Origin of the sequence: Carnobacterium sp. AT7 (assembly GCF_000171855.1) — a bacterium.
GTDB lineage: Bacteria > Bacillota > Bacilli > Lactobacillales > Carnobacteriaceae > Carnobacterium_B > Carnobacterium_B jeotgali.
Map to the genome: position 1 here is coordinate 1 of NZ_ABHH01000043.1, position 12,064 is coordinate 12,064.

Below are 12,064 nucleotides of genomic sequence, written 5' to 3' on the forward strand. Positions count from 1 at the left end.
TTACGTTTTATATATTACAGGATTTTATTTATCTATGCAAACTTTATTTTAAATACCAATTTAAGTGTACTATTTGATTGACTTCTAAAATTAAGCATGGTAAATTATTAAAGCATTATTCAAATCGTAGTGGTTACGTTTTGCATCAAGCTCCGTTTTCTTCTAATCAATCTTATCGATAACTAATGCTTTTTAATTTTGGCTGTTAAGTTATGGTAAAATAAATAGATAAAAAGAAAATTAGGAGTGTTCATCATGAAAGTAGGATTCATTGGAATTGGAAATATGGCTAGTGCCATTATAGAAGGTATGATTCAAAACGGTCATACTTCTCCTCAAGATATTTATGTTCACAATACAACCAAAGAGAAATTATCTCTTTTCACTTCAGAAACGGGTACTCAAGCTTGTTCTTCGAATAAAGAATTGGTTGGAAAAGTTGACGTTTTAGTACTAGCCGCTAAACCAAATGTATTTCCAACTATTTTAGCAGAAATTAAAGATGAAATTGCTATTCATCAACCTCTAGTTGTCTCTATTGCTGCTGGAACATCTCTTCATAAACTATCAGATTTATTAAAAAGTGGTAATGAAACAGCTATTATTCGGGTGATGCCTAATTTAAATTCACAAATTGGAGAAGGAATGACAGCTATATGTGGTAATAGCTATACTACTTCTCAACAAAAGGAATTTATTCTTACTATGTTTAAAGCGATTGGTGAAGTTGTTGAATTACCTGAAAAAGATTTTAGTACATTTACAGCAATTGCCGGCAGTTCTCCTGCTTTTGTCTTTTTATTTATTGATTCATTAGCCAGAGCGGCTGTTAGAAATGGTATGTCTAAAGAAGTCGCTACCAGAATTGCTGCTCAAGCTGTTCTTGGAAGCGGGAAACTTGTACTGGAAAGTAAAGAAACCCCATGGAACTTGATAGATCAAGTTTCTTCACCAGGTGGCACAACTGTTGAAGGAATCCTAGCGCTAGAAGATGCTGGTTTTAGTTCTTCCGTTACAAAAGCTGTACAAGCAGTGATTGATAAAGATCAAGAAATGATGCGCTAGTACTCTCTTCTCTATTTGAAATACAAATAAGACTAAAAAACCTTCAATAAGTGAATCACTGAAGTTTTTTTAGTCTAGTTTTTACGTATACTCGTCATAATCTTGGAAACAGTTTTAGATAAACCCCCTGTGAAGAGTTCCCTTGTTTAATACTTTGCTATCCTTGGTCGTTGTCTTCTTTTAATTTAATAGCCTTTCTTTGGGCTTTTTCTTCTTTTTTACGCTTTCGTAACTCTCTAAAAAAATTGCTTAATAAATCACTACATTCTTCCTCTAAAAGCCCTTTTTCTATTTGCACTTGGTGATTAAAACGGTTATCATCAAGCAAATTCATCAATGTACCCGCCGTCCCACCTTTAGGATCACTCGCTCCATAATATAATTCCTTTATCCGAGATAAAATCATTGCTCCACTACACATAGGACAAGGTTCTAAGGTCACAAATAACTGCGTTTCTTCTAATCGCCAATTTCCTAAATAGCGATTTGCTTCTTGGATAGCTAGCATCTCAGCATGAGTTGTTGCATCATTTGATTCTTCTCTAATATTGTGACCACGACCAATGATTTTCCCATTTAATACAACGACAGCACCGATAGGAACTTCTAATTTTTCCTTCGCCTTGTGAGCTTCTTTGATTGCTTCTTGCATAAAGTATGTTTTTTCTTCAATAGTTAACATCTGCCCAATCCTTTGCCTGTTCTTTTCTTTATCATAGCATAATTTATCTACATAATTGTGAAAATAATGATAGAATAACAATAGACAATAAATGTAACGGTTTCCATTTAAAGGAGTGCTTTTATGAATTTCAATCAATTAAAATCTATCTATCCCTCTACTTTTTTAACAGATGATATAAAAAATGATCCGGCTTACTTAACCTTTCCTTATCAAGATCAATGGATTCATTTTGATAAAAAGCAGTTAACCGCATCAGAAAAAGAATTACTTACTCTCCTTTTTAATAAAGATACCACTGGTCAAAATGCAGAAATACCCCAATCGAAATGGCAGAAGTTTTTAATTGAAAACAATCCTTCTCCTCCTATTGAAGTAGGTGTCTATCGTGTTATTCAATTTGAGATCAATAAAAAAGACACTCGTTTTGATAAGAACCTTTGGCTTAGTTCATTTAAAAGTTTTTTTGAAGATGTACAAGAGGCTTTCTTTGTTAACGACCATTATGGCTTATTAATTCATCGTTATTCAGGTTACTCGATAACACAAGATGAAACGACTGGGTTCTTACAAACGATAGACGATGATTTTTCAACTAAAACAACTGGTTACATTGGTCAATATTGGGACATTTCTTTACATTTCAAAAAACTTTTTCAAGAGGAACAAACAATCTTTTTTAATCAGTTGAAAAAAAACAAACAAGTTTTTTCCTTGTCTGATGTGGCATTGAACTATTATGCTTCAGAAGCTCTAACAAAAAGTCCGATTATCCAACAATTAAAAAAAGATTTAGCTTCTCACCCGGAAATAAAAGAATTAATTGCCGCAATATGGCTGAATCAAGGAAACATTAGCTTAGCCGCTAAGCAGCTTTATATTCACCGAAATACTTTACAATATCGCTTGGACCGTTTTTTTGATGACTCTGGTCTTTCATTAAAGAATAGAAATGATTTACTTCTTTGCTACTTATTAACCCTTTAAAAAATGAGCTACCGTTAAAAATTTAACGGTAGCTCATTTTTATTTGCTTACTAGTGGTCGTAAACAGATTTATTTTCTTAATTTATGTTTCATCTCTTTTTTATGATGTTTTAGTTCGTGTTTCAAATCATGTTTTTTATCCATAAAAGCATCTTTAAAATCATTTGTAGTTTCTTTGAAATGTTCGCCGTAAGAACTTACACTGCCTCTCAAATCTGAAACTTTATCTACAACACTTAATAGATTAGCTACTTCTATATCAGATAAATCATCAACAACACTCATTGCATTTTCGTTGCCTTTTAATTTTTCTTTTACAAAATACCTTGCTCTTTTACGATTAATTTTTGACTCAATTTTTTCCATTGCCATGTTTGAAGAAGAAACAACAATCGCTCCTACTGCAAAGACCGTTCCAAAACCTATTAATAAAGCTTTAGTTGAATTTTTCATATTGATTCACTTTCCCTTCATCTATTTCTTTCTTATTATCATAGCAGAAAGAAATTTTAAATACGAATAAAAACGTCTAGCATCTCTTTATTAGATGCTAGACGTTTTTTGTGTTTAATCAGTGGAATCAACTATTTTCAGTTGTAGTCAGCGTTTTTTTTTCTACTTTTTTTACGTCTTTTACAGTAATGCGGATGGTTCCTTTTGTAGCACCAATTGTTACTTGATCGCCTATCTTGACCCGACCACTTAGCAATTCTTCACTCAATCGATCTTCAATTTCTTTTTGAAGTGCGCGACGAATTGGTCGTGCGCCATATTCAGGATCATAGCCAGCTTTAGCAATTACATCAATCGCTGATTGTGTGATTTTAACGTCGATATCCATGTCTTTCAATCGTTTAACAACCGTTTGTGCCATCAATTTTACAATTTGTGTTAATTCTGGTTTTTCCAGTGAATGGAATACGATAGAATCATCAATACGGTTAATAAACTCTGGTTTAAATGTTTTTTTCAATTCTTCCATAATACGTTTTTCCATTGCTGAATGATCTTTTTTACTGTTTGCTGTACCAAATCCAACAGATTTCTCATCTCTCAAAGCTGTTGCTCCTAAGTTAGATGTCATGATCATAACCGTATTTTTAAAATCAACTTTTCGGCCTTTTGAATCTGTTAAATGTCCATCATCAAGAACTTGTAATAAAATATTAAATACATCTGGATGAGCCTTTTCAACTTCATCAAAAAGAATAACAGAGTACGGTTTTTGACGAATTTTTTCAGTTAGTTGACCACCTTCATCATATCCAACATATCCAGGAGGTGAACCAATTAAACGACTCGTGCTATATTTTTCCATAAATTCAGACATATCGACCCGAACTAGTGCTTCTTCATTACCAAACATAGCTTCAGCAAGTGCTTTAGCTAATTCTGTTTTACCAACACCTGTAGGCCCTAAGAACATGAATGAACCAATTGGTCGATTTGGATCTTTTAACCCACTTCTAGAACGTCTGATTGCTCTAGAAACTGACCCAACGGCTTGCTCTTGCCCGATTACTCGTTTATGCAATATTTTTTCTAAATTCATTAATCGATCGGATTCTTTTTGTTCCATTTGTTGAACTGGAATACTTGTCCATAAAGATACAACTTCAGCGATATCTCTTTCCGTTACTTGGAGTGAGTTTGAAGAAGCTTTTCCTTCTTTTTTTTGTAGCAAGTTTTCAATTTTTTTGCGTTGTTTCATTTCTTTTATACGAATTCTAGCTGCTTTCTCAAAATCTTGTGACTGTATAGCTTCTTCTTTACTTTGTATCAAATCTTCCAATTCTGCAATTGCAGCCGCAACTGGAGATGGTTTGCTTGAAACATCCAGTCGTACTTTAGAAGCAGATTCATCGATTAAATCGATAGCTTTATCTGGCAACTGTCTTGATGTGATGTACCGTGATGAAAGCTTCACTGCAGCATGGACAGCTTCATCCGTAATTTTAACGCCATGATGTTCTTCATATCTAGAACGCAATCCCAATAATATTTCTTCTGTTTCTTCTTCTGAAGGAGGATCAACATGGATTGGTGAAAATCTTCTTTCTAATGCTGCATCTTTTTCAATATATTTTTGGTATTCATCTAATGTTGTTGCTCCTATAGTTTGCAATTCACCACGTGCTAATGCAGGTTTTAAGATATTAGATGCATCAATGGCACCTTCTGCTCCACCAGCACCAATTAACGTATGCAGTTCATCTATGAATAAGATTACTTCACCATCTTGATAAATTTCATCTATAATTTTTTTCATTCGTTCTTCAAATTCACCACGGTATTTTGTTCCTGCCACTAATGATCCCATATCGAGCATCATTAAACGTTTATTTGCTAATGCTGTCGGAACTTCACCATCAATAATTTTTTGGGCTAATCCTTCTGCAATGGCTGTTTTACCAACACCGGGTTCTCCTACCAACACAGGATTATTTTTTGTTCTACGACTCAAGACTTGAATAATGCGTTGAATCTCTTTATGGCGACCAACTACTGGATCTAATTTTTTTTCTCTAGCCACAGAAGTTAAATCACGTGCTAGAGAATCTAAAGTGGGTGTACCAATAACTTGTTTGGAAGCTGGTTTTGCTTTTCTACCTTTGCCATTCGTTATATCACTCAAACCAATTTTTTTCAATACGATTTGACGCGCTTTATTTAAATCGATATCCAAATTGCTTAAAATCTTAGAAGATAATATGTCTTCTTCACGCAATAATCCTAACAACAAGTGTTCTGTACCCACAAATACTGAGCCCATACGTCTTGCTTCATCTGTAGCAAATGTAATAGCTTGTTTAGCTCTTGGCGAATACGGAAGAATGGCATTTTTAGAAAGATATTTCATTGTTCCATAACCCGTAAAATGCTCGATTTCTTCTCGAACATCCATTTCAGTCACAGAAAATTGTCGTAACGTTTTTCCAGCAATTCCTTCTTGTTCCATAATTAATCCTAGAAGAATATGCTCAGTTCCTACAGAATGGTGACGAAATCCTTTTGCTTCTTCTTGCGCCATGATTAAAACCATTCTTGCTTTTTCAGAAAATAATTCATCCATCTATATTTCGCCTCCGATTTTATTCTTTATTCGTATTTTAAATTATTTAAAAATGCTACCAATAATTTAGCTCTTAATTCATTCTCATTTATGCCATTAGCGTTTAAAAGTGATTTGTCCATAACAGATAACATGATATTGGCCTCTCGCTTAGTCAACATCTCAGTTTCAAATAATCTCTCTACAATAGAATAAGCATTCTTTTGCGTAATTTTATTTCCAATAATATCAATCATCATATCCAACATTTCAGCTTCATCTAACAACTTAACTTTAATAATACGGATATACCCGCCACCACCACGTTTACTTTCAACCAAATAACCTTGCTGTACAGTAAAGCGAGTGTTTATAACATAATTTATTTGGGAAGGAACACACTTAAATCGATCTGCCATTTCACTACGCCTAATTTCGACTTGTTCATCTTGACCTAAAACTTTTTTTAAATACGCTTCAATGATATCCGACATGTTTTGATTATGCATGGGTTACCTGTTACTAAAACATTTTAATGTATGATACAGATAATAGCTTTATTTACTCTACATTGCAATGGTGTTTTTTTAGTAACACTCCTTTTCTTATCATCCCAACACTGGACTTAATTAATTAGTCTATCACTAACATAAACTAACTTAATAACGGAGGATACTCCTAGTGAGAACCAGAAAGCATTCTTGACTAATCCTGACTTTCATTATACGAGAAATAAACGGATTTGAAAAGCAACTCTACTCATTTTCATTTAAAATAGCCTCTAAACTGCCACTATTTAACGATAAATAAAGAAGAAATTTTCAAATCAGTCATTTATAGAACAAAATGTCTTTGTAAACCAATAACTGACCTACAACTGTAGTCTTCATATTCATAGCAGATTCATGTAATAGCATTATTTCTTTTCCACCTATAATACATGACCTATTTAAGACCACCCAGCCTTAATCGCCCTTGAAAGAGTACGATCCATTAAATACTTTGTTTGTTCATTACAGCAGCTTTTATTAGCACTACAGTTGCTCACAATCCCTCTGCTAAATCATTCATTCCCATTCGAACTTTTAACCATTATTAGACTTTAGGATTAAGACGATGCCAAGTCTCTATCCGCACAATTTGACGAAGAACCTACATAATTATTGAAAGACAAATAAAAGGTAATTTCTCTTAGACTAGAGAAACTACCTTTTATGAATTATTTATCGGGAAGACAGGATTCGAACCTGCGACCCCTTGGTCCCAAACCAAGTGCTCTACCAAGCTGAGCTACTTCCCGTTCACTGACTTTTCATTCTTTCTTTAAAAAGAAAAATGCACCCAAGAGGACTTGAACCTCTAACCCCTTGATTCGTAGTCAAGTACTCTATCCAATTGAGCTATGGGTGCAAATGGTGCCGAGGGCCGGAATCGAACCGGCACGGTGATCACTCACCGCAGGATTTTAAGTCCTGTGCGTCTACCTGTTCCGCCACCCCGGCTTTAGAACAGTTTTCATTCTTACGAATGAGCTTACTAGTCAACCTAGTAAGCGAAAGACGGGATTCGAACCCGCGACCCCCACCTTGGCAAGGTGATGTTCTACCACTGAACTACTTTCGCAAAAAAAAATGCCGGCTAAAGGAGTTGAACCCTCGACCCTCTGATTACAAATCAGATGCTCTACCAACTGAGCTAAGCCGGCTAAAGTGGTACTTCACTAATCATTCAAATAAAAAATGGTGCGGGTGAAGGGACTTGAACCCCCACGTCTTTCAACGCTAGATCCTAAATCTAGTGCGTCTGCCAATTCCGCCACACCCGCAAAAAAACATGGCATAACTAAACATGGTTGAATGATTAGTTATGAGTCATGCAGGATTCGAACCTGCGACCCTCTGATTAAAAGTCAGATGCTCTACCAACTGAGCTAATGACTCATGGTGGAGGTTGACGGGATCGAACCGCCGACCCTCTGCTTGTAAGGCAGATGCTCTCCCAGCTGAGCTAAACCTCCATATGATAAAAAAATTGAATCTGCGTGGCAACGTCCTACTCTCACAAAGGGAAACCCTTCACTACCATCGGCGCTAAGAAGCTTAACTTCTGTGTTCGGCATGGGAACAGGTGTGACCTTCTTGCCATCATCACCACACAATTTCAATCAAGAGAACGTTGTTCTCTCAAAACTGGATAAGTTAAAAATCGTTTTTCGTTCTGAAACCGTCTTACACCGTTTAAAAAATTTGGTTAAGTCCTCGACCGATTAGTATTGGTCCGCTCCATCTATCGCTAGACTTCCACTTCCAACCTATCTACCTGATCATCTCTCAGGGGTCTTACTCACTTACGTGATGGGAAATCTCATCTTGAGGGGGGCTTCACGCTTAGATGCTTTCAGCGTTTATCCCGTCCACACATAGCTACCCAGCAATGCCCTTGGCAGAACAACTGGTACACCAGAGGTGTGTCCATCCCGGTCCTCTCGTACTAAGGACAGCTCCTCTCAAATTTCCTACGCCCGCGACGGATAGGGACCGAACTGTCTCACGACGTTCTGAACCCAGCTCGCGTACCGCTTTAATGGGCGAACAGCCCAACCCTTGGGACCGACTACAGCCCCAGGATGCGATGAGCCGACATCGAGGTGCCAAACCTCCCCGTCGATGTGGACTCTTGGGGGAGATAAGCCTGTTATCCCCAGGGTAGCTTTTATCCGTTGAGCGATGGCCCTTCCATGCGGAACCACCGGATCACTAAGCCCGACTTTCGTCCCTGCTCGACTTGTAGGTCTCGCAGTCAAGCTCCCTTATGCCTTTACACTCTGCGAATGATTTCCAACCATTCTGAGGGAACCTTTGGGCGCCTCCGTTACACTTTAGGAGGCGACCGCCCCAGTCAAACTGCCCGTCAGACACTGTCTCCCAGCCCGATAAGGGCTGTGGGTTAGAGTGGTCATACAGCAAGGGTAGTATCCCACCAACGCCTCCACCAAGACTGGCGTCCTGGCTTCATTGGCTCCTACCTATCCTGTACAAGCTGTACAAACACTCAATATCAAACTGCAGTAAAGCTCCATGGGGTCTTTCCGTCCTGTCGCGGGTAACCTGCATCTTCACAGGTACTATAATTTCACCGAGTCTCTCGTTGAGACAGTGCCCAGATCGTTACGCCTTTCGTGCGGGTCGGAACTTACCCGACAAGGAATTTCGCTACCTTAGGACCGTTATAGTTACGGCCGCCGTTTACTGGGGCTTCAATTCTGAGCTTCGCCCGAGAGCTAACCCATCCTCTTAACCTTCCAGCACCGGGCAGGCGTCAGCCCCTATACGTCATCTTACGATTTTGCAGAGACCTGTGTTTTTGATAAACAGTCGCCTGGGCCTATTCACTGCGGCTGACCAATTGGTCAGCACCCCTTCTCCCGAAGTTACGGGGTCATTTTGCCGAGTTCCTTAACGAGAGTTCTCTCGCACACCTTAGGATTCTCTCCTCGACTACCTGTGTCGGTTTGCGGTACGGGCAGTTTGTTTCTAACTAGAAGCTTTTCTTGACAGTGTGACATCGGGAACTTCGGTACTTAATTTCCCTCCCCATCACAACTTGTTCTTAAAGAAGCAAGCATTTGACTCACTTCAAAACTTGTTGCTTGGACGCGCATATCCAACAGCGCGTATTCCTTAGCCTACTGTGTCCCTCCATTGTTCAAACAAAACAAACTGGTACAGGAATCTCAACCTGTTGTCCATCGTCTACGCCATTCGGCCTCGACTTAGGTCCCGACTAACCCTGGGAGGACGAGCCTTCCCCAGGAAACCTTAGTCATTCGGTGGACGGGATTCTCACCCGTCTTTCGCTACTCATACCGGCATTCTCACTTCTAAGCGCTCCACTAGTCCTCACGATCTAGCTTCAACGCCCTTAGAACGCTCTCCTACCATAGAACCAATGGTTCTATCCACAGCTTCGGTGTTATGTTTAGCCCCGGTAAATTTTCGGCGCAGGGTCACTCGACTAGTGAGCTATTACGCACTCTTTAAATGATGGCTGCTTCTGAGCCAACATCCTAGTTGTCTAAGCAACTCCACATCCTTTTCCACTTAACATAAACTTTGGGACCTTAGCTGGTGGTCTGGGCTGTTTCCCTTTCGACTACGGATCTTATCACTCGCAGTCTGACTCCCGGATATAAATCAATGGCATTCGGAGTTTATCTGAATTCGGTAACCCGAGAAGGGCCCCTAGTCCAAACAGTTGCTCTACCTCCATGATTCTAATTCCGAGGCTAGCCCTAAAGCTATTTCGGAGAGAACCAGCTATCTCCAAGTTCGATTGGAATTTCTCCGCTACCCACACCTCATCCCCGCATTTTTCAACATACGTGGGTTCGGTCCTCCAGTGCGTATTACCGCACCTTCAACCTGGACATGGGTAGATCACTTGGTTTCGGGTCTACGACCACATACTCATTCGCCCTATTCAGACTCGCTTTCGCTGCGGCTCCGTCTCATCAACTTAACCTCGCATGGGATCGTAACTCGCCGGTTCATTCTACAAAAGGCACGCTATCACCCATTAACGGGCTTTAACTATTTGTAGGCACACGGTTTCAGGGGCTATTTCACTCCTCTTCCGAGGTTCTTTTCACCTTTCCCTCACGGTACTGGTTCACTATCGGTCACTAGGGAGTATTTAGCCTTGGGAGATGGTCCTCCCGGATTCCGACGGAATTTCTCGTGTTCCGCCGTACTCAGGATACTGATCAGAGTGAATTTGGTTTCGGATACAGGGCTTTTACCTTCTTCGGCAGACCTTTCCAGGTCGCTTCTCCTACCAAAATCATTTATGACTCTATGTGTTCAGTCCTACAACCCCAGAAAGCAAGCTTTCTGGTTTGGGCTATTCCCGTTTCGCTCGCCGCTACTCAGGGAATCGATTTTTCTTTCTCTTCCTGCAGGTACTTAGATGTTTCAGTTCTCTGCGTCTACCTCTACTGACCTATGTATTCAGTCAGCAGTAACATCCTATAAAAGATGCTGGGTTCCCCCATTCGGAAATCTTTGGATCAAAGCTCACTTACAGCTCCCCAAAGCATATCGGCGTTAGTCCCGTCCTTCATCGGCTCCTAGTGCCAAGGCATTCACCGTGCGCCCTTATTAACTTAACCTATGGTTAATCGTTAATTTTCAATACTCATCTTTCGATGAGAACCTTAAAAACTTACTTTTAAAAATTTTCGGTGTGTTTCTGGTTTCTTACTTGAATTACAATTTTTAACTTTATCCAGTTTTCAAAGAACAACTTAAATTTTCGCAACTAAAGTTGCAATGGAGCCTAGCGGGATCGAACCGCTGACCTCCTGCGTGCAAGGCAGGCGCTCTCCCAGCTGAGCTAAGGCCCCAAGAGCAAACATCTTATATTATTTGTGCAAATGAAAAGTGGGCCTAAATGGACTCGAACCATCGACCTCACGCTTATCAGGCGTGCGCTCTAACCAGCTGAGCTATAGGCCCAACGTATTAGGCACTTCAATAAGATATTATATTAATGAGAAGATTAGACCTCTCAAAACTAAACAAAGTAAGTACGAATGTGTGGGTTTCCGTTAGTTTCCTTAGAAAGGAGGTGATCCAGCCGCACCTTCCGATACGGCTACCTTGTTACGACTTCACCCCAATTATCTGTCCCACCTTAGGCGGCTGGCTCCCAAAAGGGTTACCTCACCGACTTCGGGTGTTACAAACTCTCGTGGTGTGACGGGCGGTGTGTACAAGACCCGGGAACGTATTCACCGCGGCGTGCTGATCCGCGATTACTAGCGATTCCGGCTTCATGCAGGCGAGTTGCAGCCTGCAATCCGAACTGAGAATGGCTTTAAGAGATTAGCTTGGCCTCGCGACCTTGCGACTCGTTGTACCATCCATTGTAGCACGTGTGTAGCCCAGGTCATAAGGGGCATGATGATTTGACGTCATCCCCACCTTCCTCCGGTTTATCACCGGCAGTCTCACTAGAGTGCCCAACTGAATGCTGGCAACTAATAATAGGGGTTGCGCTCGTTGCGGGACTTAACCCAACATCTCACGACACGAGCTGACGACAACCATGCACCACCTGTCACTTTGTCCCCGAAGGGAAAGTCCTATCTCTAGGATTGTCAAAGGATGTCAAGACCTGGTAAGGTTCTTCGCGTTGCTTCGAATTAAACCACATGCTCCACCGCTTGTGCGGGTCCCCGTCAATTCCTTTGAGTTTCACCTTGCGGTCGTACTCCCCAG

Annotated in this window: 6 protein-coding genes, 10 tRNA genes and 3 rRNA genes; 2 read left to right on the forward strand and 17 right to left on the reverse strand. The window is 40.0% G+C overall.

Annotated elements, in window-relative coordinates; all coding sequences use genetic code 11:
* Positions 1-255: 255 nt before the first annotated feature.
* Positions 256-1,065, forward strand: a complete 810-nt coding sequence (gene proC / locus CAT7_RS11055) for a pyrroline-5-carboxylate reductase (protein WP_007725621.1) — start codon at positions 256-258, stop codon at positions 1,063-1,065.
* Between the two features lie 157 nt (positions 1,066-1,222).
* Here the strand turns inward: proC and tadA are convergent, their stop codons facing one another.
* Complete coding sequence (tadA, locus tag CAT7_RS11060) at positions 1,223-1,747, reverse strand: tRNA adenosine(34) deaminase TadA (protein WP_007725623.1); 525 nt, start codon at positions 1,745-1,747, stop codon at positions 1,223-1,225.
* A 123-nt stretch (positions 1,748-1,870) separates the two neighbouring features.
* On the opposite strand from tadA, the gene CAT7_RS11065 reads away from it, so the two are divergent.
* Entirely contained in the window at positions 1,871-2,734 is an 864-nt protein-coding gene (locus tag CAT7_RS11065; protein ID WP_007725625.1) for a helix-turn-helix domain-containing protein, read from the forward strand.
* Positions 2,735-2,803: 69 nt separating this feature from the next.
* Here the strand turns inward: CAT7_RS11065 and CAT7_RS11070 are convergent, their stop codons facing one another.
* From CAT7_RS11070 to CAT7_RS11145, 16 genes are all read right to left on the reverse strand, one after another.
* Positions 2,804-3,187, reverse strand: a complete 384-nt coding sequence (locus CAT7_RS11070) for a hypothetical protein (protein WP_007725627.1) — start codon at positions 3,185-3,187, stop codon at positions 2,804-2,806.
* A 127-nt stretch (positions 3,188-3,314) separates the two neighbouring features.
* On the reverse strand, positions 3,315-5,807 hold the full coding sequence (locus tag CAT7_RS11075; protein ID WP_007725631.1) for an ATP-dependent Clp protease ATP-binding subunit: 2,493 nt from the start codon (positions 5,805-5,807) through the stop codon (positions 3,315-3,317).
* Between the two features lie 26 nt (positions 5,808-5,833).
* The gene (locus CAT7_RS11080) at positions 5,834-6,295 is read right to left on the reverse strand and encodes a CtsR family transcriptional regulator (protein ID WP_007725633.1); all 462 of its coding nucleotides are present in this window, start codon (positions 6,293-6,295) and stop codon (positions 5,834-5,836) included.
* A 717-nt stretch (positions 6,296-7,012) separates the two neighbouring features.
* Positions 7,013-7,086: transfer RNA gene (locus CAT7_RS11085), tRNA-Pro, on the reverse strand.
* A gap of 36 nt (positions 7,087-7,122) precedes the next feature.
* Positions 7,123-7,196 (reverse strand) — tRNA-Arg (locus CAT7_RS11090).
* A gap of 3 nt (positions 7,197-7,199) precedes the next feature.
* Positions 7,200-7,288, reverse strand: a tRNA-Leu gene (locus CAT7_RS11095).
* A gap of 49 nt (positions 7,289-7,337) precedes the next feature.
* A tRNA-Gly gene (locus CAT7_RS11100) sits at positions 7,338-7,409 on the reverse strand.
* A gap of 9 nt (positions 7,410-7,418) precedes the next feature.
* A tRNA-Thr gene (locus CAT7_RS11105) sits at positions 7,419-7,491 on the reverse strand.
* A gap of 35 nt (positions 7,492-7,526) precedes the next feature.
* Positions 7,527-7,611 (reverse strand) — tRNA-Leu (locus CAT7_RS11110).
* 42 nt (positions 7,612-7,653) lie between these two features.
* Positions 7,654-7,726, reverse strand: a tRNA-Lys gene (locus CAT7_RS11115).
* Between the two features lies 1 nt (position 7,727).
* Positions 7,728-7,803: transfer RNA gene (locus CAT7_RS11120), tRNA-Val, on the reverse strand.
* 22 nt (positions 7,804-7,825) lie between these two features.
* Positions 7,826-7,941, reverse strand: a 5S ribosomal RNA gene (gene rrf / locus CAT7_RS11125).
* Between the two features lie 91 nt (positions 7,942-8,032).
* Positions 8,033-10,953: ribosomal RNA gene (locus CAT7_RS11130) — 23S ribosomal RNA — on the reverse strand.
* 161 nt (positions 10,954-11,114) lie between these two features.
* Positions 11,115-11,187: transfer RNA gene (locus tag CAT7_RS11135), tRNA-Ala, on the reverse strand.
* Between the two features lie 38 nt (positions 11,188-11,225).
* Positions 11,226-11,299, reverse strand: a tRNA-Ile gene (locus CAT7_RS11140).
* A gap of 105 nt (positions 11,300-11,404) precedes the next feature.
* Positions 11,405-12,064: ribosomal RNA gene (locus tag CAT7_RS11145) — 16S ribosomal RNA — on the reverse strand; the annotation flags it as partial.